We start from the raw sequence: 26,093 nt of genomic DNA, 5'->3' as shown, positions 1-26,093 counted from the left end.
AGGAGTGAACTCCCTTCTTCTCGCCAACCTCGGGTGGGTGGCGAGCGCGGTCATCGTGCTCATCATCAACATCGCAGCGCTCATCATCATCCCGAAGGGGCGCAAGCCCACGGCCGCGATGTCCTGGCTGCTGCTGATCTTCCTGCTGCCCATCGCGGGGCTGGTGATCTTCCTGCTGATCGGCAACGTCAAGCTGCCGAAGAAGCGCCGGGCCGAGCAGGCGCAGATCGACGGGATCATCCGCGACCGCGTCGCCGCGGGCGACTTCGCGGTCGACTCGTCCGAGTGGCCGACCTGGTTCACGCGCGTCACCGCGCAGAACACCGAACTGACGAGCTTCCCACCGGTCGGCGGCAACACGGCCGAGCTGATCGACGACTACGAGGCATCCATCATCGCGATGGCCGCGGCGATCGACACGGCCGAGACGTACGTGCACGTCGAGTTCTACATCGTCAGCTGGGACGAGACGACCAAGGTGTTCTTCACCGCGATGGAGAACGCCGTCGCCCGCGGTGTCACGGTGCGCCTGCTGGCCGACCACATCGCCTCGCGCAAGGTCGCGAAGGCCGACGAGACGTTCGCCGAGCTCGACCGCATCGGTGTGCTGTGGAACTGGATGCTGCCGGTGCAACCTCTCAAGGGCAAGTATCAGCGACCCGATCTGCGCAATCACCGCAAGCTCGTCGTCGTCGACGGACGCGTTGCGTTCGTGGGCTCGCAGAACCTCATTGACCGCTCCTACAACTCGCCGAAGAACATCAGCCGCGGCCTCAAATGGCAGGAGCTCGTGTCGCGCGTCACGGGTCCTGCGGTCACCGAGATCGACGCGGTGTTCCTCTCCGACTGGCTGATCGAGACCGGCGAGCAGCTCGACGAGATCGTCCCGGCATCCGAGGTCGAAGCATCCACCTCGCCCGATGCCCTGGTGTGCCAGCTCGTCCCGAGCGGACCCGGCTACGAGACCGAGAACAATCTGCGGCTGTTCCTCTCGCTCATCCACGGCGCGACCGAGCGGGTCATCATCACGAGCCCGTACTTCGTCCCCGACGAGGCGATGGTCTACGCGATCACGATCGCCCGCCAGCGCGGACTCGAAGTGCAGCTGTTCGTCTCGGAACTCGGCGACCAGGGCATGGTCTACCACGCGCAGCGCTCGTACTACGAGGCGCTGCTCGAGGCCGGCGTGCGGATCTTCCTGTACCCGGCGCCCTTCATCCTGCACTCCAAGCACTTCTCGATCGACGACGACATCGCCGTCATCGGCTCGAGCAACATGGACATCCGCTCGTTCACGCTGAACATGGAGATCTCGATGCTGGTCCGAGGTGCATCCTTCGTCGGGCAGATGCGCGAGGTCGAGCAGGCCTATCGGGATGCCGGTCGCGAACTGACGCTCGAGGAATGGCGTCGGGAACCGGCGAAGTCCACGTTCCTGGACGGTGTCTTCCGCCTCACCTCAGCGCTGAACTGACGCCCCGGCCGGATCAGGCGGGCGGGAGGCGCAGGACGTCGCCGGACTCGCCCGTCGTCAGGTCGTCGGCGATGCGAATGCTGCGGGCGAGGTCGTCCAGCGCGGGAAGCAGCGTGCCGAACCGCTCGCGGTCGCTGCAGATCACGTTCAGTGTGACCAGGTGTGTACCGGTGTCCCACGTATAGGTGGCGAACGGCGGGGAGCCCGGGGACGGCGGAATCGGCATCACGAGCTTTTCGCCGACGCCGAGAGGCGTCGCGAACGACTCCGTGTCGTCGTATTCGATCGGCATCATCGCGCGGGCGGTGCGCACCTGGGGGGTCAGCTCCTGCGTCGTCGCGAGCGCGACGACCAGGTCGGGGTCCGCCTTCCAGGTCCACGCGAGAACCCGGCCGTCCGCTTTGCGCATCGCGAGCGGCGCCGCCTGGCTCATCAGCCATGCACCGAAGCGCGAACCCGGTCGTGCAGTCGCACCGGCGGCCTGATTCGCCTGCCCCAGCAGCATCCGCAGCGCGGCCTTGCGGTGGCGGCGGCCCTTCCACCCGAACGATTCGGTGACGGGGATCCACAGTGCGGGGTCGGCGGATGCAGTCAGGCGCATGGCTCAACCGTAGGGGAGCGCGCTGGGATCCACGTGTGTGCGGAGGTTGTGCCGAGCTGACGATCGGAGCACGATGGGCGGCATGGCGACCCTGGCGGATGTGCGGGAGATCGTGATGTCGCTCCCCGGCGTCGAGGAGCGCACCGGCGGACACACCGGCGCGCCGGAATGGCGTCTGCGCAGTGGTGCGATCGCGTGGGTGCGCGGACCGACGAAGTCCGATCTGCGCGTATTGGACGAGCTCGACCGGTCCTGGCCGGACGGCGTGGTCCTCGGCATCCGCGTGCCCGATCTGCAGGAGAAGGAGGCTCTGCTGGCAGCGGAGCCGGACGTCCTGTTCACGATTGCGCACTTCGACGGGTTCCCAGGGCTGCTGGTGATGCTCGATGTGATCGACCGCGACCGGCTGGAGGAGCTGCTCTGCGACGCGTGGCTGGTGCGGGCGCCGGTGCGCGAGCGGAAGGCCTGGCTGGCCGAACGCGGTTTGGAGTGAGCGTCAGCCCTCGAGGAGGAACGGTCGCGCGGCGTCCAGGAAGGCGCGCGGGTCGTCGGCCCACAGTCGCACCCGCGTGACCTCGTGCACGCCGCCGCGCGGGGCGAGGCCCGGCAGGCGGATCGGCGTCGGACGCTCGAGTTCGATGAGGATGTTCGTCTCGTCCTGCATCCGCTCGGCGTACTCGGCGCTGTCGCTGACGCGTGGGCTCTTCGGCTCGTCGACCCGCTTCGAGATCTCGACGGACGCGACCGCGCTCCAGGAGACGGCGACGTCGACCTCCAGGCCGTTGCGGATGCGGATGCCGGTGGGTCCGACCGTGTGCGGACGCTGCAGCATGGCGCACAGCAGCCCCAGCATCCAGGTCAGCCCCCAGATCCCGAGGATCAGCACGCCGATCCGCACGGCCGGCCACGGATGCACGATGAGATCGAGGATCGGGATCTCGACCGCCGAGAGCACGATGAAGATGATGAGCACCGTGAGGACCGGCCGGTGGTAGCCGATGCCTGTGCCGCCCGGTTCGATGGCCGGACGGCGAGCGATCGCGCGGCCGATGCTCGAGTACACCCGCAGCTCGGCATGCAGAGCGCGCTTCGCGAGCGAGGCGAATCGCCGGGCGGACGACGGGCGCGTGGCGATGTCGGTCATGATCGCCGCTCCGGAGACGCAGGTGCGGCGGATGCCTCGTCGACGAGTGCCGACAGCTTCGCGATCAGGGCATTCAGGCCGCGCTCGACGGGTGCCCGATCGGCCGGGGCGATCGCCGCCGTCAACGTGTCGTTCAGCTCGACGTGCTCGCGCTGCATCCGCGTCATCATCGCGGTCGCGGTCTCGGTGAGTTCGACGAGCACTGCACGACGGTCGGTCGGGTGCGGTGTGCGGCGCACATGGCCGGAGGCCTCGAGCCCGTCGACGAGGCCAGTGATGTTGCGCGGGCTGACGCCGCAGGCGACCGCGAGCGACTGCTGCGTGGACGGGCCGTTGTGCGTGAGCACCCACAGCAGATGAACCCGCGCCGTGGTGAGGCCGGTGCCCTCGAACGCCCGTGCCATGTCGCGCTGGAAGAGGTCGGCGATCTGCAGCAGGCGGTCGAGGAGGAGTGGTTCCATATCATGATGATACTGCATAGTTACCTTTCTTCATTAAATTTCGGGGCGGTCGCCTCCGCGGGCTCTGCGGGCCGCTCGGGTAGAGTTGCCTGCGCCCGACCAGGCACCGAATCTCCGTGGCAGCCCGACCGTAAGGCAGCATCTCCGTGACTTCTTCCGACCATCCGATCGACCAGTCGAGCACTCCCGTATCCCGTCCTCTGAAGATCGTCATCGGCTGCGACACCTTCGCGCCGGACATCAACGGAGCAGCCCGTTTCGCCGAGCGGCTGGCCGCCGGGCTCGTCCAGCGCGGACACGAGGTGCACGTCGTGGCGCCGAACCAGGCCTACCGTCGGTCGCGGGCGCACACCGAGGTCATCGAGGGCGAGCGGATGACGCTGCACCGCCTGCCGTCCGTGCGCTGGCTTCCGCACGACTGGCTGCGCTTCGTCTGGCCGTGGCGCTCCAAGCACTACGCACGTCAGGTGCTGGATGCCGTGAACCCGGATGTCGTGCACATCCAGTCGCACATCATCATCGGCCGCGGTCTCGCCCGCATCGCGAGTGAACGGGGCATCCCCGTGGTGGCGACGAACCACGTCATGGCCGAGAACATCCTCGACCATTCCGCGTTCCCCGATGCCATCAACCGGCCGATCATCACGTGGGCCTGGGGGGATGCGGGTCGCACCCTGAACCTCGCCCGCGCGGTCACGACGCCGACGCGACGCGCTGCGGACTTCCTGGAGCGCACGATCGAGATCCAGGGCGTGATCCCGGTGAGTTGCGGCATCGACCGCACTCAGTACACGCCGGTCGTCGCACCGCGCGAGAAGAACCGGATCATCTTCGTCGGCCGGCTCACGGCCGAGAAGCAGATCGAGGTCATCCTCCAGGCGATGACCAAGCTGGACCCGGCCCTCGACGTGCATTTCGACATCGTGGGCGGCGGCGACCAGCGCAAGCACCTCGAGCACCTCGCGACCCAGTTGGGGCTCGCGGAGCGCGTCGAATTCCACGGTCGCACCACCGACGAGGAGCTGCGTGCGCTGCTGTCGCGCGCGAGCCTGTTCGTGATCGCATCGATCGCCGAGCTGCAGTCGATCGCGACCATGGAGGCGATGGCCTCCGCGCTTCCGGTCGTCGCGGCGGACGCCGTCGCGCTGCCGCATCTCGTGCACGACGGCGAGAACGGCTACCTGTTCGAGCCGGGCGATGCCGATGCGCTCGCGGATCGCCTCACGGCCGTGCTGACCGCGGAGCCTGCGGAGTACGAGCGGATGCAGCGTGCATCGCTCGACGGCGTCATCGTGCACGACATCAACCGCACGCTGGACACGTTCGAGGCGCTGTACCGCAACGAGCCCCTGCCGGAGTAGGCGGCGGCCCATGCACATCGTCCTGTTCGGCGATCAACACCTCGACTCGCTCGGCGGGGCGCAGGTGTCGATGCGACTGCAACGGCGGTTCCTGGAGCACGCCGGGCACACGGTGACGGTGGTGGCGCCGCGGATGCACGTGGGCCGTTCGAGCGCCCCGAGCACGGCGAACGGCGAGCCTGATCCGGCGTGCCTCGACACCCCGTCGATCCCGATCACCGTGGACCGCGAGTACTCGATGACCTGGCCGGGCAAGCGGGTCGACCGGTTCCTGGATCGGGCGTTCGCGTCACGACCGCCCGTCGATCTCGTGCACGTGCAGGCGGACTTCTGGGGCGCGTTCATCGGTCACCGCTTCGCTCATCGTCACGGCATCCCCGTCGTGCACACCATGCACAACAGGGTGGACGTCGGCCTCGCGGCGGTGACGCTGCTGCACCGCCCCGTGCTCGCCGTGCTCAATGCGTGGCGCCGCACGGCGATGCGGGGGATCGGCGAGCGGGTGCCCGGCTGGGACGGCTGGGCGTATCTGCGAGGGATCGCCCAGGAGTCCGGTGCGGTCACCGCGCCGTCGGGGCACTTCGCGCGCCGCCTCGAGGAGCACGGAGTGCTCGACCGCGTGGACGTGGTCTGGAACGGCATCGACGACGACGTGCTCGACCGGACGCTCGCCGCTCGAGGCCCGCGGGAACCAGGGCGTCCGCGGTTCGTCTGGCTCGGACGGATGAGTCCCGAGAAGCGGCTGCTGCCCTTCCTCGAAGCGGTCGTCGCGTCGGGTGTGGATGCCGAGATCGAGGTCATCGGCGGCGGCGGGCAGCTGCGCGCCGCCGAGCGGATCGCGCGCGGGCACGACGGCATCCGGTTCGCCGGTCGGCTTCCGTATGCCGAGACGCTGGCGCGCATCGCCGCAGCGGATGCCGTGGTGCAGACGTCGATCGGCTTCGAGACGCAGGGCATGACGCCCTTCGAAGCGGCGGCGCTGGGCACCCCGACCATCGTGAGCGACCCCGACATCGGGGCGGAGCTGCGCGGCGGGCAGTGGCTCGTCCCCGGTTCCGATGCCGGCGAACCGGAGCGCGTCGCGGCGCTGGCGGAGACGCTGCGCATTGCGGCGTCCGATATCGCCGGAGGCACGGCGCCGGTTCCGGATGCCGAGGTGGCCGAGTCCTTCCGGCAGTCGTCGCGCACTGCGGCGATGATCGCGGTGTACGAGCGGGTCCTCGCGCGCGGCTGACCCGGAGCCCGTCGCCCGCCTCGTTCGTTGAGCGAGCCGGAGGCGAGTCGAAACGCGGTCACCGCCGATCGGCGATCACCCCGTTTCGACTCGCTTCGCTCGCTCAACGAGCGAAAGGGGAGGTTACGCTTGCCCCGTGACCAGCCCCGCGCCTTCCTCCGACCGAATGCTCTCGCCGAGCCTGCGCGTGCTCCTGTCGCTGGCCGCGGCGGTGGTCGTCATCGCCGGCCTCTCGTTCGCGCGGGAGATCGTCGGCCCGATCGCGCTGGCCATCGTGATCGTCGTGATCTGCGAACCCCTCCGCCGTCCCCTCGAGCGTCGCGGCTGGCCGAACTGGGCCGGATCCGCGGCCGTGATCGCCGTCGCCTACGTCGTCCTCGGCGTCATGGGGCTGCTGCTGTGGTTCGCGGGCAACCAGTTCGCCCACCTGGTCGTCGACCTCGCGGCGGACGGCGGGCTGTCGAACCGCCTCGACGAGATGGTGGGCTGGCTCGAATCCCTCGGCCTCGCCGGCGAAGCGGCGGATGCCGCGGCATCCGCTCTGGATCCGGCGACCCTGCTGAGCCTGGTGTCCAGCATCGGCGGCACCGTGCTGGCGGTGGCGACCGCACTGTTCTTCGTCTTCGCCTACATCATCTTCATGGCCATCGATGCGGCGCGCTACCGCCAGGCAGGCGTGGTCTTCCACGCCACGCACGGCTCCGTGATCGCCCGGATCACGCACCTGAACAGCGGCATTCGTCGGTACTACATCGTCAACGCCTCGTTCGGCGCCATCGTCGCCATTATCGACGGGCTGGCGCTGTGGGCGATGAACGTCCCCGGCGCCGTGGTGTGGGCGGTGCTGGCGTTCGTGACGAACTTCATCCCGAACATCGGCTTCATCCTCGGTGTCATCCCGCCGGCGATCCTGGCGTTCTTCGTCGGGGACTGGCCCCTGCTGCTGGGTGTCCTCATCGTCTACAGCGTCGTGAACGTTGTGCTGCAGGTGCTGGTGCAGCCCAAGTTCGTCAGCGACGCGGTCGACCTCAGCCTGACGCTGAGCTTCTTCTCGGTCGTCTTCTGGACCTTCGTGATCGGTCCGCTCGGTGCGATCCTGTCGATCCCGCTGACGCTGCTCACGCGCACGCTGGTGCTCGAAGGCAACCCGGACGCACTGCTGCTGCGCTGGGTCTCGGGCGACCATTCCGCCGTGCCGCCGGAACCGGAACCCGAACCGCAGCCGACGAGACGCCGACGGCGCTGGCCCTGGTCGCGGTGACCGGCGCGATTCAGAAGTAGCCGATGAACGCCCGGCCGAGTCCGTTGATGACGATGCTGCCGAGCGACCCGACGATGACGGCGATGCCGATGCCGACGGCGATGCCCGCCTGGCCGTGCGGGGCGGCGGATCGGCGGAGCCCGGCGATTCCGAAGCCGAGCGCGAGGCCGGCGACCGCGAGCACGATGAACGAGCCGAACCAGTTCGCGACCTCGATCATCGCGTAGCCGCTGCTGTAGTCGTAGCTGTAGATCAGCACCGTGTTGGCGAGGGTCGAGATCAACCCGAGGCCGACGGCGATGAGCCCGAAGATGAAGCCGAGGCGACCGGGCGGGTTCGCGTTGCCGGTTCCGGTCGGAGACGGATACCCCGGCTGGGCCGAGTTCGTGTTGAGCTGATACCCCTGCGGCTGCGCGTGGTGACCTGCCGGTGCCCCGTAGACGGGCTGCGCGGCGAACGGTCCGGATGTCGGCTGCTGCGGCTGTGCGTAGGGCGGGACCTGTGGCTGCTGGGGGTCGCTCATGCCGCTGAGCATAGTCGCCTGGCAGGCGGTCAGCGATAGCTGGTCGTGGACTCGGCGCGCTGGAGCGCGTCGTCGTGACCTGCCACGCGGGACCAGTCGGTCGCGCGCTGGCCGTAGCCGTCGCGCCGCACGTCGACGATGACCCAGGCGACGCCCCAGACCGAGAGGGCGATGAGGAGGATGACGATGAACATGGCAGAAACGCTACGCTCGCGTTATTAGGGTCACGAGTGGCAGAATGGACACGGTTCGTCGGAAAACTGCCATGATGGGTGGCAGTCGGAGAAGGAGTGCTCATGAAGACCGTGGCCTGCATCGTCCAGGACGGCTTCGCGCCGTTCGAGTTCGGCGTCGCGTGCGAAGCGTTCGGACTCGATCGGTCCGACGACGGCGTTCCCAACTTCGACTTCCGGGTGGTGGCGCCCCGACCTGGCGCGATCGCGTCCAAGCTCGGCTTCTCGCTCAACGTCGAGCACGATCTCGCCTTCGCCTACGAGGCCGACCTCGTCGTGGTCTGCCCGTTGCCGCGAGAGCGCTGGGGCGACATCGACCCGCTGATCCTCGATGCCGTCCGATCCGCGCACGAGCGGGGGGCGTGGGTGCTCAGCGTGTGCAGCGGCTCGTTCATCCTCGCGGCATCCGGGATCCTGGACGGCAAGCGCGCGACGACGCACTGGATGTACGCCGATGTGATGGCCGAGATGTACCCGCAGATCGACGTCGACCCGGATGTGCTGTTCGTGCAGGATGACCGGATCATCACCAGCGCCGGCACGGCCGCCGGGCTGGATGCCTGCCTGCACCTGCTCCGTCAGGAGATCGGCGCCGAGCTCACGAACCGGGTCGCCCGGCGGATGGTGGTGCCGCCGCAGCGCGACGGCGGGCAGGCGCAGTTCATCGATCGGCCGCTGCCGCTCGTGCAGAGCGACTCGCTCGCGCTCGTCACGGACTGGGCGATCGAGAATCTGCGCGAGGACCTCTCGGTCGAGCAGCTCGCGCACCGCGCGCACATGTCGCCGCGGACGTTCGCGCGCCGCTTCAAGGCCGAGCACGGCGCGACGCCGGCTGCCTGGCTCGCGCGCCAGCGCATCATCCACGCGCAGCGGATGCTGGAGCGCACCGACCTCGGCCTCGACCGGATCGCGGCGGAGTGCGGGTTCGGGTCCGCCGCCGTGCTGCGGCAGAACTTCGCCCGCGTGCTGGGGACGACGCCGACGGCCTATCGCGCGACGTTCTCGTGCGTGCGGGACGAGTCCGCTGCCTGACGGCGGGAGTGCCGCGGCGAACGCCTGTTCGGGATAGCGCTTACCGGACTTAATCCATAGAGTGGACTTTATGGATTCCACCACTGATGTCGATGCCGACGTTCTGGTTCTCGGAGGTGGCCCCGCCGGTGTGAGCGCCGCGGTTCAGGCGGCGCGTGCCGGGGCGCACACGCTTCTGATCGAGAAGAACGGAATGCTGGGTGGCACGACCACCACCGCCGGCATCAACTTCCCCGGGTTGTTCCATGCGTGGGGCGAGCAGGTGATCTCCGGCATCGGCTGGGAGATGGTGCGCGCCGCGATGGAACTCGAGGGGGCGCCGCTGCCGGATTTCTCCCGTACCGATCTGCCGCACTGGCAACTGCAGATCCGCGTCAACGCCCCGCTGTACTCCGCGGTCCAGAGCGAGACGGTCGCGGCATCCGGTGTCGAGCTCCACCTGCACACCATGCTCGCGGAGTTGTCGTGGCGGGGCCGGCGGTGGGACGTGACGCTCGCGGGCAAGGAGGGGCTGCAGCGACTGCGGGCCGCGCGGGTGGTGGATTGCTCTGGCGACGCGGATGCTGTGGGCCTGGCGGGTCTCGAACGGCATCGCAGCACGGCCACGCAGCCGGGCACGATGGCGATCCTGCTGGGTGGGTACGACGCTGAGACGCTGGACTACGACCTGCTGAACACGGAGTTCGACCGCGCCCTCGAGGAGGGGTGCATCCTCCCCAGCGACTTCGGTGCGCACGGCCGGGTGCTGGAGTCGTTCCTGCGCAAGCACGGCGACAACGCGATCCACCTCGTCGGCATCGATGGTTCGTCGTCGGTCGGTCGCACTGCGGCCGAGACCGCTGGCCGCGCGGCGCTGCTGCGGATCTTCCGTTTCCTGAAGCCGCTGCCGGGTCTTGAGCATCTGACCGTGACGTACGGGGCGACCGAGGTCGGGGTGCGCGAGACGTGCACGATCGACGGCATCCGACGCCTCACCGGAGCCGAGTACCTCAGTGGCGAGGTATGGGATGACGCGGTGTGCTTCAGCTACTGCCCGATCGACATCCACCGCCCCGACGGCAACGGCATCGCCAAGACGTACCTGGATGAGGGGAAGGTCGCGACGATCCCACTGGCCGCCATGATTCCCGCCGGCAATCGCAACATGGTCGTCGCGGGGCGCTGCATCGCCGGCGACCAGGAGGCGAACTCCGCGTACCGGGTGCAGGCGACTGCGATGGCGACGGGTCAGGCCGCCGGGGCCGTGGCGGCACTCGCGGCCGCACGGGGAGTCGCGATCGATGAAGTGCCGCTGGATGAACTGCGCGCACTGCTGCGCGAACACGGCGCGATCGTTCCGGTCGCCTGACCGGAAGCAACTCCGATACTTTTCCGAAACTCTTGCTTCTCGGCATCCCGCGGCTCTATCTTTTGTTGCGAACGCAAACATACGCGTCGCACGAGCGGCGCGTACGACGATGATGTCAGGAGAACTCCATGCGCCGATCGATCCGATCGTTTCTGGTGGCCACGGCCACTGCAGCCCTGGTGCTGCCGCTGTGCGGCGCGACTGCCGCGAACGCCACGCCTCCGGGATTCAGCAATGCCGACAAGGACGCGCTGCGCAATCAGGCACCGGCCGACCTCGCCATCGGCAGCGCGGTGTGGGGCCGGCAGCAGCTCATGAGCTACGACCCCAAGGCGCCTACCGAGTATCAGAAGGTGCTCGGTGCGCAGTTCTCGTCGCTCACGCCCGAGAACGACATGAAGTGGGATGCACTGCGTCCGTCCGCCGACGAGTACGACTTCGAGTCGGCCGACGCGCTGGTCGCCTACGCCGAGGCGAACCATCAGGAGGTCCGCGGTCACACCCTGCTCTGGCACAGCCAGAACCCAGCGTGGGTGACCGAGGCGAGCCGGACCTGGACGTGCGATGACGCGCGCACCGTGCTCGAGGACCACATCCGCACGGTGGTCGGACACTTCAAGGGCCAGATCTACGAGTGGGATGTCGCGAACGAGATCTTCCAGGACGGCTGGGACAACGGCGGCGTGAAGCTGCGCACGGAGGCGAACCCGTTCCTCAAGGCGTGCGCCGACGACCCCGTCGGGCTCATCGCCGACGCGTTCCAGTGGGCGCACGAGGCCGACCCCGACGCGGTGCTGTTCCTCAACGACTACAACGCCGAGGGCATCAACGAGAAGACGGACGCGTACTACGCGCTCGCTCAGGAGCTGCTGCGGCGGGGCGCGCCGCTCGGCGGCTTCGGGGCCCAGGCGCACCTGAGCCTGCAGTACGGATTCGACACGTCGCTGCAGTCGAACTTCGAGCGCTTCGCGGACCTGGGTCTCAAGGTCGCGATCACCGAGGCCGACGTGCGCATTCCGCTCCTCGATGGCGAGACCGGCCCGACGCCGGAGCAGGCCGCGACGCAGAGCGATCGCTACGACGCGCTGCTCGAAGCCTGCCTGAACGTGGGGGCCTGCTCGTCGTTCACGGTCTGGGGCTTCCCGGATGCGAACTCGTGGGTTCCGGACGTCTTCCCCGGTGAGGGCTGGGCGACCCCGTTCGAGGACGACTTCACGCCGAAGCCCGCGTTCGACGCCATGCTCGAGTCCCTCACGGATGCGACGCCGGGGACCTCTCCGCGCCGCTGATCCCGGTTCGAATCGCTCGATCGACCCTGATCCGGGAGGATCACGAGTCGATCGAGCGATTCGAGCTCACTCCGCCTTCCAGTGACCGGGGCGCGGGAGCGCCTCGTCATGCACCTGCACCCCGGCATCCGACACGGTGGCCGTGCAGAACAGCAGGGATTGCGTCGGATAGCCGTGCGGCCGGTTGTCGCGGATGATCGCCCGGTCGTCCTCCGCCGGCAGCTCGGCCGTCTCGGCGAGCAGGCTCACCCAGGCATCCGAATCCGTCGCGCGGAACCGCGGCAGCCAGGCGGCGATGCGCGGCGTGCCTGGGTCGTCGAGATCGTCATGCGCGATCATGTGGACGCCGGGGTCGATCGGCGTCTCGCGCAACGCGACACCGTCCCAGGAGATCACACGCGCGGCGTCCGGCGTCGCCTCGAGCAGATTGAAGCCGTGCATGCGCGGGATGCCGGCCGGCGAGCGGCCCATCACCGATTCCAGCGCGAGTGACCCGCGCGACGCGGCGTCCGGCAGGTCGAGGACGTCGGCGCGATTGAGCAGCACGGCGAGGCGATGCTCCGCCGGATTCACCGCGAGCCAGGCTCCGCCCGCACGGCGGTCGCGGATGCCGACGACGCCCGGATAGTCGGACGACCACCACGCGCCGATGTGATCCCACGCGCGCTGGGGATCCTCGTCGCGGACGGCCAGCAGGCGTGAGCTTCCGGCATCCGCCACGTCGATCACCACGGTGCACACGTTCGTCAGCCTAGCCGCGGTGGGAGCCGGCGGCACCGCACCGAACGGGAGGAGATCGCACGAACGGGAGGAGCGGAACGCGGTATCCGGCCCTCCGGATCATGCGTCCTCCTCCCGTTCGTGCGCCGGCCCGGCCTGCGGAAGCGCCCGAGTCAGGGAGAATCGACCCATGAACATCGTGGTCGGCGTGACGGGCGGCATCGCCGCGTACAAGACAGTGCACCTGGTGCGGCTGCTGATCAAGGCGGGGCACGACGTGACGGTGATCCCCACGGAGGACGCGCTGCGCTTCGTCGGGATGCCGACGTGGGAGTCGATCAGCCGCAATCCCGTCACCACCAGCGTCCACGAGGACGTCGCCCGTGTGCGTCACGTCGCGCTCGGACAGGCCGCGGATCTCGTCATCGTGGCGCCCGCCACCGCCAACACGATCGCGAAGATGGCTGCGGGCCTGGCTGACGATCTGCTCGGCACGACTCTGCTCGCCACCACGGCGCCGGTCGCCATCGCTCCTGCCATGCACACCGAGATGTGGCGGCATCCGGCCACGCAGGCGAACATCGAGACGTTGCGTGCGCGGGGCGTGACGATCGTCGGCCCTGGCGACGGCGAGCTGACCGGGGGAGACTCGGGACCCGGTCGGATGCTGGAGCCGGAGGCGATCCTCGACGCGGCGCTCGCAATTGTCCGTCCGCAGGATCTCGCCGGGGTCCGCATCGTCGTCTCGACGGGCGGAACGCGCGAACCGCTCGACCCGGTGCGCTTCCTCGGCAATCGCTCCAGCGGCAGGCAGGGCACGGCGCTCGCCGTCTCGGCCGCCGACCGCGGTGCCGACGTCGTCCTCGTCGCCGCGAACGTCTCCGCCGATGTACTGGCGGATGCCGTGCGCCCCGGCATCCGGATCGAGAACGTCGCGACCGCCGCCGACCTCGGAACCGCGATGCGGCGCGAGGCCGAGAGCGCGGACGTCCTCGTGATGGCGGCGGCTGTCGCGGACTACCGGCCGGCCGAGACGGCCGAGCGCAAGCTCACCAAGGAGGCGGGCACCCTCACGCGCATCGACCTGGTCGAGAACGAGGACATCGTCGCCGGGCTCGCCGCCGGTCGACGCCAGGGGCAGTTCGTCGTGGCCTTCGCCGCCGAGACGCCGCAGAACGAGCAGGAGCTGCTCGATCGCGCTCGCCGCAAACGCGAGCGCAAGGGCGTCGACCTGCTCGTGGTGAACGAGGTCGGCTGGGAGCAGGGCTTCGAAGCGGCGGACAATACGGTGCAGATCGTCTCCGCCGACGGTGTCGTCGGTGCGGCATCCGGAACCAAGCTCCGGATCGCGGATGCCGTATGGGATGCCGTGGTCGCCGCCCGCTGACGCAACCTGGAGGAGAGGCGGAGTCGCCCAGCTCAGGCGGAGCCCGGACGAGGGATGCGCACGCCCGCCTCACGCAGGCGGGCCTCCACCAGCGCGAGGATCCGCTCGGCCGCGGTTCCTTCGTCGGAGCCGAAGTCGCGCACCATCTGATACCGCGCGGTGGTGTCGGTGCGGGCCTGCATTCCGGTGACGATACGCAGGTGCTCGGGATGGGAGAGATAGTGATCCGCCATGGCGGTGGCGAGCTCAGGGATCCGGGGATCATCCGGAGCCCACGTCGCCGAATCGGCTCCCCGCCTGCTGAGCGCGACGAAATCCGGATCCACGAGCGCATCTTCGATCGCGGCGAGGTGCTCGTCGAAGCGCTCGGGCACCAGGGCCTTCGCGAGGATGAGCCCCTGGCGCGATGTCTCGATCTCTTCGGCGCTGAAGCCGTGCTCCGGCATCCGCTCCAGGAGAGCCACGGCGCGTTTCGGAAGCAGTGCGCGGTTGCCGTCGCTGAGTCGGCTCAGAGTGGCGCGGCGGGCGATCAATTCGGCGATCTGCGCGTCGAGCCGCTGTTCGACGGCGCCGATGGTCTCGACGAAATCCTCGTCGTCGGCGTCGAGGAGTGCGGCGATCTCGGCCAGTGGCACACCGGCCCCCGCGAGCGTGCGCACCTGGACGAGGCGCAGCAGGTCGTCCGGGTCGTAGCGCCGGTACCCGGAGAGATCACGCTCCGGCTCCGCGACCAGACCGAGCTTGTGATAGTGCCGCACCGTCTTCACCGTGATGCCCACGTAGGCCGCCGCCTGGCCGATCGTGACTCCGCTGCTCATCCGTCCAGCATCCTGCCTCCGGTCCAGGGAGGCGGTATCCACGCCGCCCTGGACCGGAGGCATCTCCCGCATCACGGGTTCGGCGTCGTGGCGGGCTCGGTGCGGAAGACCGCGTCGACGAGGCGCTGAGACCCCTGTTGGAAAGGAATCCCCAACGACATGGCCGCGTCGTCGACGTAGTTCACCGTCGCAGTCATCGTCCGGCGTCCGTCCGGTGTGGCGTACATCAGCGCAGCGTGCCCCGCCGCGCCGCCGTTGTGCGTGAGCACCGTGCCGTGCTCACCGAGATCCTGCACGAACAGGCCCAGTCCATAGCCCATGCCGGGGATCGGGGTCTCGCGCGTCGTGCGCATCTCCTCGCGGAGCTCGGCGGGAAGCAGGTCGCCGGTGGCGATGGACGAGATGAAGGTCTGCAGGTCATGCGACGTCGAGATAATGTCGCCGCCGCTGGAGATCCATGACGGGTTCTGCTCGGTGACATCGACGGTCCGCTCCACGCCGCCGTCATCGAATCGGTAGTACGCATGCGCGTGCGGTTCGGCGATGCCGGTCTCGTAGGTCGGCTGAACGGTGCCGGAGAGTCCCAGTGGCTCGATGATCAGGCGGTCCATCTCCTCCGCGATCGAACGCCCGGTCGCGGCCTGGATGATGAGGCGCACGATGGTGAAGTTGGTGTTGGAGTAGCTCCAGTCGGTCCCCGGCTCGAAGCGCGTCGGCTTCGACAGAGCCAGACGCACGAGCTCCTCGGGCGCGTAAGAGGCGAAGCGGTTGTCCACCCACTCCTTGCCGGCGATGGTCGACGGGATGCCGGGGACGACCGTTCCGTCCGGGTAGTACTCGCCGGTGAAGTTGAAGATGCCGCTGGTGTGCTGCAGCAGCATGCGGACCGTGATCCGAGGATCGATCTCGAAGTCGGGCAGGTACTCGGCAGCCGGAGCATCGAGTGCGATCAGTCCCTCCGCGACGAGGCGCAGCGCGAGAGCCGCCGTGAACGTCTTGGTGTTGCTGCCGACACGGACGTGTCCGTCGATCGGCGGAGTCGCGTCGCCGCCGAGCTCGCCGCGACCGGCGGCGCCGGTCCACTCGCCTCGTTCATCACGGATGCGGAGAGTGATCCCCGTGATGCCGGATTCGACGATGCCGTCGAGGATCTCCTGCAGCTCGGGGCGGTCGGGGGCGGTCGTGCCGGACTGCTGCTGCGGGGTGGGCGTGGTCATGTCGTGCTCCTTCGAATTCGGCTTCCGCGACCCGATCCGGTGTCGCTGCGCCGAGTGTGCACCTTGACCCGAGGTCAAGGTCAACACCCCGTTCCCGCATCGAGCGGAAGTCGGATCGCCGCGGAAACACTTCGCGGCGTTGTTCCTGTTCGCCGCACGGGTCCGGCAGAATCACAGCATGACCGAGACGACCAGGCAGCGACGGGACGTCTTCGACGTCATCGCCGTGTTCGTGCTGTCGATCACCGCCGTGCTCACCGCGTGGTGCGGATTCGAATCCTCCAAATGGGGCGGCGACATGTCGATCGCCTTCAGTGAGGCATCCGGCGCGCGCATCAATTCGGGCGTCGCCGACGGCACCGCCCGCGACGCGCGCCAGTACGACCTGACGATCTGGACCGAGTGGGTGCTCGCGGATCGCGCGCAGGATGCCGAGCTGACGGCGTACATCGAGGAGCGGTTCAGCCCGGAGTTCGCCGTCGCCTTCGAGGCATGGGAGGACGGCGGGCGGATCGAACGCGGGCCGTTCGTGGTGGAGGAGTACGTGCCACCGGGGACCGAGGAGGCGGCCGAACTGTCCGAGCGAGCGGACAAGCGCTTCGCCGACGCCCTCGAGAGCAACCAGCGCGGCGACAACTACACGCTGCTGACGGTGCTGTTCGCCCTCGTGCTGTTCCTCACCGCGATGTCCCAGCGCGATCTCGTGATGTGGGTGCGATGGGTGCTGCTCGGCCTCGCGGTCGTCGTCGGCGTCACGGGCGCGATCATCATGCTGACGTTCCCGATCCTGATCTGACCGTCGCTGGCCGGTCCGGCGTGATCCTGCTAAACTTGAGTCATCACCACTCAACTTTTATGAAGGAGTCTCCGCAGGAGGAAAGATGACCAACCCGGCACAGGAAGACCAGCAGTCCGCTCTCGAGCAGTTCGGGATCAACCTCACCGACCGCGCCCGGCAGGGCAAGCTCGACCCGGTGATCGGACGCGACAGTGAGATCCGTCGTGTCAGCCAGGTGCTCACCCGCCGCACCAAGAACAACCCGGTGCTCATCGGCGAGCCGGGCGTCGGCAAGACCGCCGTCGTCGAGGGTCTCGCGCAGCGCATCGTCGCGGGAGACGTGGCGGAGTCGCTCAAGGACAAGGAACTGGTCACTCTCGACATCTCGGCCCTCGTGGCCGGTGCCATGTACCGCGGGCAGTTCGAGGAGCGGCTGAAGCAGGTCCTCAAGGAGATCACCGAATCCGACGGCAAGGTCATCACGTTCATCGACGAACTGCACGTGCTCATGGGCGCCGGTGGTGGGGAGGGGTCCGTCGCGGCATCCAACATGCTCAAGCCCATGCTCGCCCGTGGCGAGCTGCGCATGATCGGCGCGACGACGCTGAACGAGTACCGCGAGTTCATCGAGAAGGATGCCGCGCTCGAGCGCCGCTTCCAGCAGGTGTACGTCGGCGAGCCGACCGTCGAGGACACCATCGCGATCCTTCGAGGACTCAAAGGTCGGTACGAGGCGCACCATGGGGTCACGATCTCCGACAGTGCTCTCGTGGCCGCCGCCGCCCTGTCGAACCGGTACCTGCCCAGCCGGCAGCTGCCGGACAAGGCGATCGACCTCGTCGACGAGTCGATGTCGCGACTCAAGATGGAGATCGATTCCTCGCCGGTCGAGATCGACCAGCTCAAGCGCCAGGTCGACCGGCTCAAGCTCGAAGAACTTGCCCTGAAGAAGGAGAAGGATGCCGCGTCGAAGGAGCGGCTGAGCACCCTGCGCGAGCACCTGGTGGAGCTCGAGCGGGAACTCGCCATCCTCGAAGAACGCTGGGCACGCGAGCGGCAGAGCCTGAACCGCGTCGGCGATCTGAAGAAGCAGCTCGACGACGCGATCACGCAGCGCGACCTTGCCATGCGCAACGCCGACTACACCAAGGCGTCCAAGCTCGAGTACGAGACGATCAAGCGCCTGGAGCGCGACATCGCCGAGGCGGAGCAGGCCGAGGCGACCGCCTCGACCGAGCCGCGCATGGTCAACGAGCAGGTCACCGAGGAGGACATCGCGGCCGTGATCGCGGCATGGACCGGCATCCCCGTCGGTCGCCTTCTGCAGGGCGAGAGCGAGAAGCTGCTCCATCTCGAGTCTGAACTCGGCAAGCGGCTGATCGGCCAGAAGGATGCCGTGAAGGCGGTGTCGGATGCCGTCCGACGCTCGCGCGCGGGCATCAGCGACCCCGGCCGCCCGACCGGATCCTTCCTGTTCCTCGGGCCGACCGGTGTCGGCAAGACCGAGCTGGCGAAGGCGCTCGCCGAGTTCCTGTTCGACGACGAGCGCGCCATGGTGCGCATCGACATGTCGGAGTACGGCGAGAAGCACTCGGTGTCGCGCCTCGTCGGCGCCCCTCCGGGGTACATCGGGTACGAGCAGGGCGGGCAGCTCACCGAGGCCGTCCGCCGCCGTCCGTACAGCGTCGTCCTTCTGGACGAGGTCGAGAAGGCGCACCCGGAGGTGTTCGACATCCTCCTGCAGGTGCTCGACGACGGCCGGCTGACCGATGGACAGGGTCGGACGGTCGACTTCACCAACGTCATCCTGGTGCTGACCTCGAACATCGGCTCGCCCATCCTGATCGACCCCACGATGTCGACCGAGGTGAAGCGGGAGCAGGTCATGGCCCTCGTGCGGCAGGCGTTCCGGCCGGAGTTCCTCAACCGGCTCGACGACATCGTCATGTTCCAGGCGCTCACCGAGGATGACCTCGCACAGATCGTGGAGCTCGCGGTCGACCAGCTGCAGGCGCGTCTGCACGAGCGCCGACTGAGCCTCGCGGTGACGCCTGGAGCCCGGTCGTGGCTGGCCGAGCGCGGCTACGACCCGCTGTTCGGGGCGCGGCCGCTGCGTCGGCTCATCCAGTCCGAGGTGCAGAACAAGCTGGCGACGGCTCTGCTGTCCGGCGGGGTGCGCGACGGCGACACCGTGCGAGTGGATGTCGCGGCCGACGGGTCAGGGCTGGTGCTGACCAGCGCGAGCTGATCGACGTACGATTCGGAGGAAGACTCACGAACGGGAGGATCGAATTCCGCGTTTCGATCCTTCTATTCGTGTGATCTCCTCCCGTGCGGTCGGGCACGGCATCCGTACCGCCGTGCGCAGCGGGAGCACTCAGCCGATCGGTGTGCGGTAGGTGCCGGACTACGCGGCCGGCACGTCGTCGACAGGGTTCATGATGATCCGCATGAACGTCTCCAGCAGCGGGAGGGTCTCGCGCGCCGAGTCCAGCAGCGCCTGAATGCGCAGCCCGTCGACCATGGCCATGACCATGGTGACCTTCTCGTCGGCCGTGAGCTCTGCACTGTCGTGGCTGGTCGTGAGCCGACCGCTGGTGAAGTGCTGTCGCATGCGGTCGCGCCTCGCGATGAAGAAGTCGTGCGCGGGATGCTCCGGGTTCGTCGCCGCGACGGTGATGGCGAGCCAGTTGCGCTGACGATCCGGGTGCGCGAACTCGTCCGCGAGGACGCTGGGCAGTACCTGCTCGGGATGCACCTTGGCCTGCATGATGCGCCGGGCGACCTCCTCGTCGTCGGCGTCGCGCTGGGCGAGGGCTGCGAGCAGCAGTTCGTCCTTGCCGGTGAAGTGGCGCAGCAGGGCGGCGTGCGTCACCTCGGCGCGCGCGGCGATGTCACGCAGTGATGCCCGTTCGTAGCCGTGCTCGGCGAAGCTGGCCACCGCTGCCCGGACGATCTGGGCTCGGCGTGCGGGGGTCGCCGCGTAGGGGCCCCGACGCGTGCGTGCGGGACGAGCCTCAGCGCCCGCATCTTCGGTGCTTCTCGTGGTCATCGCTCGAGTCTCCCAGTCGTCGCGGCTTCGACTTGCCAATTCTAACCATTCTGGTTACTCTTCATGAAAATTAACCAAGGCGGTTACATTTCGCGGCGCTGCCGTGAAACGAACGCCTCACGCGCAGCCGCGTGACCGGATCACACGATGAGGGAGTCACCGTGACCACCAAACTGTCCGACGAGACGAACGTCGCCGCAGAACCGCAGACGCCGATGAGCAGGAGCTACATCTTCTGGCTGATGCTCGCGAGCTTCGGCGCGTCCATAGCGATGATGGTCCCGCTGTCGTACGGCATCGCTGTGCGCATCGCCGAGCTCGCACCGGGGCACGAGGAGTTCCTCGGCTACATCACCGGAACGGCTCAGCTCGTGTACCTCGTGATCAGCCCGCTCGTCGGGATCTGGAGCGATCGCACGCGCTCGCGGCTCGGACGGCGCTCGCCGTTCATCTACCTCGGCACCGCCGTCGGTCTCGCGGGCCTCGTCGTCATCGGCCTCGCCCCGAACCTGCTGCTCGTCGGAGCGGGCTGGGTCCTCGGCATGACCGGCTGGTCGATCGCCGGCGCGGCGATCCAGACGATCCAGGCCGACAAGCTGCCTGAGGCGCAGCGCGGCAAGGTCGCGGCGCTCACCGGGCTCATGACCCAGATCGCCCCGGTGCTGGGAATCGGCGTCGCATACGCGGTGTCGTCGAGCACCATGCTCATCTTCATTGTCCCCGGGCTGATCGGTGCACTGATGCTCGCCCTCTTCCCGGTCATCAAGCCGGAGGGCAGTTCCAAGGACCTGGTCCGCGCGGATGCCGTGACGGTCAAGTCCGTCGTGACCAGCTACGGATTCAATGTGCGCAAGTACCCGGACTTCGCCTGGAACTGGCTGGGCCGGTTCGCCTTCTTCATCGGCCTGTACTTCAACACGACCTTCGGCACATTCTTCTACGCGCAGCGACTCGACCTCCCGGTGCGCGAGGTCGCCGGCATCGTCGCGACGGTCGGCATGGTCGGAGTGCTCGCCGCGGCGGCGGGCGCCCTGATCGGCGGTTTCCTCTCCGACAGGCTGCAGCGTCGTCGTCTGTTCGTCATGATCGCGGCTCTGCTGTTCGTCTGCGGGGCGCTGACCGAGGCCACCGCGTGGTCCCTGCCGCAGATCATCATCGGCGCCGTGCTCATGCAGCTCGCGATCGCCGTTTTCGCCACGGTCGATCAGGCGATCGTGTACGCGACCATTCCCGAGCGAGACCAGGCAGGGCGCTACATGGCGGTGATCCAGTTCGCGCAGAAGATCCCGAGTGCGATCGCACCGCTGCTGGCCGGGGTCGTCATCACGATGGGTGCGGTCGGCGGCGAGAAGAACTACACCCTGCTGTACCTGGTGGGAGCCGTCTTCGCTCTCGTGGGCGGACTCATCATCCTGCTCAAGGTCAAGTCCGTCCGCTAATCCGACCGGAGATCCCGAACATGTCCCACGCACCCCGTGCTCTGTCCGTCGACAGCAGCGGCGACGAGTTCATCGTCACGGCGGCCGTCCCCCGGTTGTCCTGGCATCCCGCCGACGAGGTCGACGAGTACGTCCTCGAAGCGACCACCGACGATGGTCAACCGATGACGGACGATGTCCGCGGTCACCGCTTCGTGGCCTGGCCGTTCGCCCCGTTGCGCAGCGGAGAGCGAGTCCGCTGGCGCGTGCGCACGGCGGCCGGTTCCGCCTGGTCGGACGCCGCGGCATTCGAAGTCGGCCTCCTCGACGAGGACTGGACCGCCGAGTGGATCTCTCCCGTCGAGACCGCAGACGCGGGATACGGCAAGCGCCCGGCGTACGTGCTCTCCGGCCGGTTCACGTCGTCCGATGTCGTGTCGGCGCGGCTGTACATCACCGCGTTGGGCGTCTACACGGCCACGGTGAACGGGCAGCGAGCCGGGGGCGATGAACTCGCCCCCGGCTCGACCTCGTACGACCGCACGCTCTACGCGCAGGCGCACGACGTCACCTCCGTGCTCGTGGACGGCGAGAACCGCATCGACATCGAGCTGTCCGACGGCTGGTACCGCGGTCAGGTCGGTGCTTTCCGCTTGCCGGCCGGATGGGGATCCGCGACCGGTGTGCGCGCGGAGCTGCACGTGCGCCGCAGCGACGGGTCCGTGCAGGTCTTCGTGACCGATGAGACCTGGACAAGCGCCCGATCGACCACGACGCGTGCCGACCTCATGGACGGTCAGAGCGTCGATCTCGTCCTGGCCGACGCCGCGGAATCGCCTGTGAGCGTGGGAGCGGTCGTCGACGCTCCGCCGATCGACTGGTCGCCCGCTCCGCCGGTGCGCGTCATCGAGTCCCGCGCGCCGGTCGGCGTGCGCGAGATCCGCGACGGCGTGCAGGTCTTCGACTTCGGGCAGAACGCATCCGGTTGGGTCCGGATGACCGATCTCGGTCCCCGCGGCACCCGCACGGTGATCGAGTACGGCGAGTATGTGGATGCGTCCGGCGACCTCTCGACCAGCCATCTCGATTCCGAACGGCCCGGCGAGGCGCCGAAGCTCTTCGTCCAGCGCGACGAGGTGGTCGCCGGTGCCGGGGACGACGTGTTCGAACCGCGGCACACCGTGCACGGCTTCCGGTACGCACGCATCACTCGGGAGGGGGCCGCGGTCGATCCGGCATCCCTGATGATGCAGATCGTGCACACGGATCTCGCACGCACGGGTGCCTTCGCCTGCAGCGACAACGATCTCAACCGGCTCCACGAGGTCGCGGACTGGAGCTTCCGCGGCAACGCCGTCGACGTGCCGACGGACTGCCCGACGCGCGAGCGGCTCGCGTGGACCGGCGATTATCAGGTGTTCGCGCCGACCGCCACGCGGCTCTACGACGTTCTCGGCTTCACCCGCAAGTGGTTGCGATCCGTGCGAGACGATCAGCTGGACGACGGACGCATCGCGAACTTCTCGCCGGACGGCCGCCGCATCAAGCACCACCTCGATGACCAGTTCGCGATGATGACCGGGTCGTCGGGCTGGGGCGACGCGATCGTCGCGGTCCCCTGGGAGATGTACCGCTCCTACGGAGATCGCCTGGTTCTCGAGGAGAACTACGACGCGATGGTGCGCTGGGTCGAATGGGCCCAGGAACAGGCATGCAGCTCGCGCCACCACGCACGTGTGCAGGCGTCGCCCGAACCCGCCCCCTTCGAGCAGTACCTGTGGGACGGTACCTTCCACTGGGGCGAGTGGACCGAGCCACGAGAGCGCGACGCGGACGGCAATCGGATCGACCCGATCAAGCACAACCCGATGGCGTGGTTCATGGCGGACAAGGGTGAGGTCGGCACCGCCTACCTCTACCGATCCACCGCGACGCTCGCGCGCATCGCCGGCATCCTGGGGCGCGAGGCGGATGCCGCGAAGCACGCCGCGCTCGCCGACCGTATCGGGGATGCCTGGCGCGAGGCCTACCTGCACGAGGACGGAAGGACGGCCGCGGACACCCAGGCGGCCTACGTGCGCGCGCTGTCCTTCGGGCTCATGCCCGACGAGCTGCGCAACGCAGCCGTCGATCGACTGGTCGAGCTGGTCCGCGCGGCCGGAGGCCATCTCGGCACCGGCTTCCTGGCAACGGGTGATCTGCTCCCCGTGCTCGCCGACGCCGGTCGCGCGGATGTCGCGCACGAGCTCCTGTTCCAGCGCACGGCGCCCTCCTGGCTGTACATGCTCGACCGCGGCGCCACCACGATCTGGGAGGACTGGGAGGGCATCGACGAGAACGGCGACGCCCACGAATCCCTCAACCACTACAGCAAGGGCGCCGTCATCCGGTTCCTGCACACCCACACGCTGGGCCTCCGCCAGGATGCCGGGTCGAACGCGTGGGAGCGCGTGACGATCGCCCCTGTGCCGGCACCGGGGATGACCTGGGCTCGGGGCGCGCACGACGGACCCCAAGGACGGATCGCCGTCGAATGGCGCATCGAGGGCGACGGCATCCGCATCACCGCCGAGATACCGGCGGGCACCACGGCACGCATCATCTTCCCTGACGGCACGACCCACACCACCGGCCCCGGCCGCTTCGACAAGACACATCGACGTGAAGGAGTACGACCATGACCGCATTTCCCGAGGGCTTTCTCTGGGGCGCCGCGACCGCCGGCCACCAGATCGAGGGCAACAACGTCAACAGCGACTGGTGGGCGCGCGAGCAGATGATGCCGGGCATGGAGCTGTCCGGCGACGCCGTCGACAGCTACCACCGCTACCGCGAGGACATCCAGCTGCTCGCGGATGCCGGCCTGAACTCCTACCGCTTCAGCCTGGAGTGGTCGCGGATCGAGCCGGTCCGCGGATACTTCTCGAAGGCCGAGCTCGCGCACTACCGCCGCATGATCGAGTTCTGTCTCGACAACGGCGTCACTCCGGTCGTGACGCTGCAGCACTTCACCACCCCGCAGTGGTTCGCAGCCCTCGGCGGGTGGGGCTCGGCGGAGGCCGAGGAGCTGTTCTGCGCGTTCGTGGAGCAGGCGTGCACGATCCTCGACGGCGTCGAGTGGGTCGTGACCATGAACGAGCCGAACATGCAGGCGGCGATCATGACCGCGATGCGCCACCTCCAGGCATCCGGAGGGGAGTGGACGAGCCCGACGGTCGAAGCGGATGGCGACGACGAGAAGAAGCAGACCCACAGCGACTTCCTCACGTATGCCGACCCCGAGATCGGGCGCATGTTCACACGGATCCACCACGCCGCTCGCGAGATCGTGCGCGCCCGCACGTCCGCCAAGGTCGGATGGACGATCGCGGCCGGCGCGCTCACGGCGGCGCCCGGCGGCGAGGAGAAGCTGCTGCAGATCCGCCACGGCAAGGAAGATGTGTACTGGGAGGGCAGCCGCGGAGACGACTTCGTCGGCGTGCAGGCCTACTCGAGCCAGCAGGTTGACGCGAACGGGCTCGTCCCGCACCCGCCGCACCCGGACAACACCCTCGTCGGCACCGCCTTCCGCCCCGACGCGCTCGAGATGGCCGTCCGCCACGCGTGGGAGGTCAGCGAGCACACGCCGATCGTCATCACCGAGAACGGCATCGCCACCGCCGACGACACCCAGCGCATCCGTTACACCACGGAAGCGCTGCAGGGTCTTCTCGGCACGATCGACGACGGCATCGACGTACGCGGCTACCTGCACTGGTCGCTGCTGGACAACTTCGAGTGGGGCCACTGGGAGCCGACTTTCGGTCTGATCGCCGTCGACCGCGACACCTTCGAGCGCATCCCGAAGCCGAGTCTCGCGTGGCTCGGCGAGGTCGCCCGTCGCAACGCGATCGCCGAGGGGGCGAGCGCATGAGCTTCCCGTTCGCCGACGTCTCGACCGCTCCGCTCGCCGATCTGCTGTCGCTCGCCGGTCGCCGTGCCATCGTGACCGGCGGTGCCCAGGGCCTCGGCCGCGCGATCGCGGAACGCCTGGCCGAAGCGGGCGCCTCCGTCGCCATCGCCGATCTCCATGGTGCGACCGCGGCATCTGTCGCCACCGAGATCGGCGCACGCCACGACGTGCCGACCGTCGGCGTCGCGATGGATGTCAGCGACTCGGCATCCGTCGTGGCGGCGACCGATGGCGTCGTCGAGGCGTTCGGCGGCGTCGACGTCTGGGTCAACAACGCGGGTGTCTTCCCGAGCGCATCGGTGCTCGAGATGAGCGACGAGCAGTGGGACCATGTCTTCGCCGTCAACGTGCGCGGGGTCCGCAACGGTGTTCGCGAGGCGGCCCGCCGCATGGCCGCGGGCGGAGTCGTCGTCAACGTCGTCTCGACCGCCGGATTCCGCGGCACTGCCCCCGGGCTGTCGGCCTACGTCGGATCGAAGCACGCCGTCCGCGGCATGACCAGGCAGATGGCGCTCGAGTTCGCTCCCCGCGGCATCCGGGTTCTCGGCGTCGCCCCGACCTATGTCCCCACCGAGGGGAACATGGCGGCGGCCGCCGCCGCGATGCAGCAGATGTCGGATGCCGGCGTCGACGTGGCGAACATGCCGACGGCCATGACGCAGAGTCTCATCGGTCGGGTCGGCACCCCGGACGACATCGCCCGCGTCGTGCTGTTCTGTGCGAGCGACCTATCGATGATCATGACCGGCAGCACCCTGCTGGCCGATGCCGGCGAGACGATCTGAGCCGG

24 protein-coding genes are annotated in these 26,093 nt (G+C 68.4%); 15 read left to right on the top strand and 9 right to left on the bottom strand.

Annotated elements, in window-relative coordinates:
• The first annotated feature begins 4 nt into the window (after positions 1 to 4).
• Positions 5 to 1,474 (top strand): cardiolipin synthase, encoded by a 1,470-nt coding sequence (gene cls / locus AC3ANJ_RS17785; RefSeq protein WP_488317464.1) that lies wholly within the window; start codon positions 5 to 7, stop codon positions 1,472 to 1,474.
• Between the two features lie 13 nt (positions 1,475 to 1,487).
• Here the strand turns inward: cls and AC3ANJ_RS17780 are convergent, their stop codons facing one another.
• Positions 1,488 to 2,075, bottom strand: a complete 588-nt coding sequence (locus AC3ANJ_RS17780) for a hypothetical protein (protein ID WP_488317463.1) — start codon at positions 2,073 to 2,075, stop codon at positions 1,488 to 1,490.
• An 82-nt stretch (positions 2,076 to 2,157) separates the two neighbouring features.
• On the opposite strand from AC3ANJ_RS17780, the gene AC3ANJ_RS17775 reads away from it, so the two are divergent.
• On the top strand, positions 2,158 to 2,568 hold the full coding sequence (locus AC3ANJ_RS17775; RefSeq protein WP_488317462.1) for an MmcQ/YjbR family DNA-binding protein: 411 nt from the start codon (positions 2,158 to 2,160) through the stop codon (positions 2,566 to 2,568).
• Between the two features lie 3 nt (positions 2,569 to 2,571).
• On the opposite strand, the gene AC3ANJ_RS17770 is transcribed toward AC3ANJ_RS17775, so the two are convergent.
• Positions 2,572 to 3,219: a hypothetical protein gene (locus AC3ANJ_RS17770; protein ID WP_488317461.1), complete on the bottom strand. Its 648-nt coding sequence runs from the start codon at positions 3,217 to 3,219 to the stop codon at positions 2,572 to 2,574.
• Complete coding sequence (locus AC3ANJ_RS17765) at positions 3,216 to 3,680, bottom strand: MarR family winged helix-turn-helix transcriptional regulator (RefSeq protein WP_488317460.1); 465 nt, start codon at positions 3,678 to 3,680, stop codon at positions 3,216 to 3,218. Before AC3ANJ_RS17765 ends, AC3ANJ_RS17770 begins: the two co-directional genes overlap by 4 nt.
• Before the next feature lie 140 nt (positions 3,681 to 3,820).
• Between AC3ANJ_RS17765 and AC3ANJ_RS17760 the strand changes: the two genes are divergently transcribed.
• The 3 genes from AC3ANJ_RS17760 to AC3ANJ_RS17750 all read left to right on the top strand — a co-directional run bounded on the left by AC3ANJ_RS17760 (position 3,821) and on the right by AC3ANJ_RS17750 (position 7,536).
• Positions 3,821 to 5,041, top strand: coding sequence for a glycosyltransferase (locus tag AC3ANJ_RS17760; protein ID WP_488319312.1), 1,221 nt, complete (start codon positions 3,821 to 3,823; stop codon positions 5,039 to 5,041).
• Between the two features lie 10 nt (positions 5,042 to 5,051).
• A complete protein-coding gene (locus tag AC3ANJ_RS17755; RefSeq protein WP_488317459.1) occupies positions 5,052 to 6,275 on the top strand; it encodes a glycosyltransferase family 4 protein in 1,224 nt (407 codons plus the stop codon).
• 136 nt (positions 6,276 to 6,411) lie between these two features.
• Entirely contained in the window at positions 6,412 to 7,536 is a 1,125-nt protein-coding gene (locus AC3ANJ_RS17750) for an AI-2E family transporter (protein WP_488317458.1), read from the top strand.
• Positions 7,537 to 7,546: 10 nt separating this feature from the next.
• On the opposite strand, the gene AC3ANJ_RS17745 is transcribed toward AC3ANJ_RS17750, so the two are convergent.
• Both AC3ANJ_RS17745 and AC3ANJ_RS17740 read right to left on the bottom strand, forming a co-directional pair.
• Positions 7,547 to 8,059 carry a hypothetical protein gene (locus tag AC3ANJ_RS17745; RefSeq protein WP_488317457.1) on the bottom strand — a complete coding sequence of 171 codons (513 nt, stop codon included), beginning with the start codon at positions 8,057 to 8,059 and terminating at the stop codon, positions 7,547 to 7,549.
• A 29-nt stretch (positions 8,060 to 8,088) separates the two neighbouring features.
• Positions 8,089 to 8,253, bottom strand: coding sequence for a hypothetical protein (locus tag AC3ANJ_RS17740; protein WP_406248373.1), 165 nt, complete (start codon positions 8,251 to 8,253; stop codon positions 8,089 to 8,091).
• Positions 8,254 to 8,355: 102 nt separating this feature from the next.
• Here AC3ANJ_RS17740 and AC3ANJ_RS17735 point away from each other — a divergent pair, with 102 nt between their 5' ends.
• The 3 genes from AC3ANJ_RS17735 to AC3ANJ_RS17725 all read left to right on the top strand — a co-directional run bounded on the left by AC3ANJ_RS17735 (position 8,356) and on the right by AC3ANJ_RS17725 (position 11,961).
• Positions 8,356 to 9,324, top strand: coding sequence for a GlxA family transcriptional regulator (locus AC3ANJ_RS17735; protein ID WP_488317456.1), 969 nt, complete (start codon positions 8,356 to 8,358; stop codon positions 9,322 to 9,324).
• 70 nt (positions 9,325 to 9,394) lie between these two features.
• Positions 9,395 to 10,672 (top strand): FAD-dependent oxidoreductase, encoded by a 1,278-nt coding sequence (locus AC3ANJ_RS17730; protein WP_488317455.1) that lies wholly within the window; start codon positions 9,395 to 9,397, stop codon positions 10,670 to 10,672.
• 128 nt (positions 10,673 to 10,800) lie between these two features.
• Entirely contained in the window at positions 10,801 to 11,961 is a 1,161-nt protein-coding gene (locus tag AC3ANJ_RS17725; RefSeq protein WP_488317454.1) for an endo-1,4-beta-xylanase, read from the top strand.
• Positions 11,962 to 12,027: 66 nt separating this feature from the next.
• Here AC3ANJ_RS17725 and AC3ANJ_RS17720 read toward each other — a convergent pair whose 3' ends face one another.
• A complete protein-coding gene (locus tag AC3ANJ_RS17720; RefSeq protein WP_488317453.1) occupies positions 12,028 to 12,702 on the bottom strand; it encodes an NRDE family protein in 675 nt (224 codons plus the stop codon).
• Positions 12,703 to 12,871: 169 nt separating this feature from the next.
• Between AC3ANJ_RS17720 and coaBC the strand changes: the two genes are divergently transcribed.
• A complete protein-coding gene (gene coaBC, locus AC3ANJ_RS17715) occupies positions 12,872 to 14,068 on the top strand; it encodes a bifunctional phosphopantothenoylcysteine decarboxylase/phosphopantothenate--cysteine ligase CoaBC (RefSeq protein WP_488317452.1) in 1,197 nt (398 codons plus the stop codon).
• Between the two features lie 32 nt (positions 14,069 to 14,100).
• Here the strand turns inward: coaBC and AC3ANJ_RS17710 are convergent, their stop codons facing one another.
• Both AC3ANJ_RS17710 and AC3ANJ_RS17705 read right to left on the bottom strand, forming a co-directional pair.
• Positions 14,101 to 14,886 carry a MerR family transcriptional regulator gene (locus tag AC3ANJ_RS17710; RefSeq protein ID WP_488317451.1) on the bottom strand — a complete coding sequence of 262 codons (786 nt, stop codon included), beginning with the start codon at positions 14,884 to 14,886 and terminating at the stop codon, positions 14,101 to 14,103.
• Between the two features lie 71 nt (positions 14,887 to 14,957).
• Complete coding sequence (locus AC3ANJ_RS17705; protein ID WP_488317450.1) at positions 14,958 to 16,103, bottom strand: serine hydrolase domain-containing protein; 1,146 nt, start codon at positions 16,101 to 16,103, stop codon at positions 14,958 to 14,960.
• Positions 16,104 to 16,281: 178 nt separating this feature from the next.
• Here AC3ANJ_RS17705 and AC3ANJ_RS17700 point away from each other — a divergent pair, with 178 nt between their 5' ends.
• Positions 16,282 to 16,899 carry a hypothetical protein gene (locus tag AC3ANJ_RS17700; protein ID WP_488317449.1) on the top strand — a complete coding sequence of 206 codons (618 nt, stop codon included), beginning with the start codon at positions 16,282 to 16,284 and terminating at the stop codon, positions 16,897 to 16,899.
• 85 nt (positions 16,900 to 16,984) lie between these two features.
• Positions 16,985 to 19,129: an ATP-dependent Clp protease ATP-binding subunit gene (locus AC3ANJ_RS17695; RefSeq protein ID WP_488317448.1), complete on the top strand. Its 2,145-nt coding sequence runs from the start codon at positions 16,985 to 16,987 to the stop codon at positions 19,127 to 19,129.
• 159 nt (positions 19,130 to 19,288) lie between these two features.
• Here the strand turns inward: AC3ANJ_RS17695 and AC3ANJ_RS17690 are convergent, their stop codons facing one another.
• A complete protein-coding gene (locus AC3ANJ_RS17690) occupies positions 19,289 to 19,933 on the bottom strand; it encodes a TetR/AcrR family transcriptional regulator (RefSeq protein ID WP_488317447.1) in 645 nt (214 codons plus the stop codon).
• 161 nt (positions 19,934 to 20,094) lie between these two features.
• Here AC3ANJ_RS17690 and AC3ANJ_RS17685 point away from each other — a divergent pair, with 161 nt between their 5' ends.
• From AC3ANJ_RS17685 to AC3ANJ_RS17670, 4 genes are read left to right on the top strand one after another with little or no spacing between them, the layout of a single operon-like run.
• A complete protein-coding gene (locus AC3ANJ_RS17685) occupies positions 20,095 to 21,372 on the top strand; it encodes an MFS transporter (protein ID WP_488317446.1) in 1,278 nt (425 codons plus the stop codon).
• A 20-nt stretch (positions 21,373 to 21,392) separates the two neighbouring features.
• Positions 21,393 to 24,032, top strand: coding sequence for a family 78 glycoside hydrolase catalytic domain (locus tag AC3ANJ_RS17680; RefSeq protein WP_488317445.1), 2,640 nt, complete (start codon positions 21,393 to 21,395; stop codon positions 24,030 to 24,032).
• A complete protein-coding gene (locus AC3ANJ_RS17675; RefSeq protein WP_488317444.1) occupies positions 24,029 to 25,264 on the top strand; it encodes a glycoside hydrolase family 1 protein in 1,236 nt (411 codons plus the stop codon). The genes AC3ANJ_RS17680 and AC3ANJ_RS17675 overlap by 4 nt, the downstream gene beginning before the upstream one ends.
• A complete protein-coding gene (locus AC3ANJ_RS17670) occupies positions 25,261 to 26,088 on the top strand; it encodes an SDR family NAD(P)-dependent oxidoreductase (protein ID WP_488317443.1) in 828 nt (275 codons plus the stop codon). Before AC3ANJ_RS17675 ends, AC3ANJ_RS17670 begins: the two co-directional genes overlap by 4 nt.
• Positions 26,089 to 26,093: the final 5 nt, after the last annotated feature.

The organism is Microbacterium sp. STRO-1N (assembly GCF_057748015.1).
The sequence above is the reverse complement of the archived record's forward strand: the minus strand, read 5'-3'. Positions and strand labels throughout refer to the sequence as shown.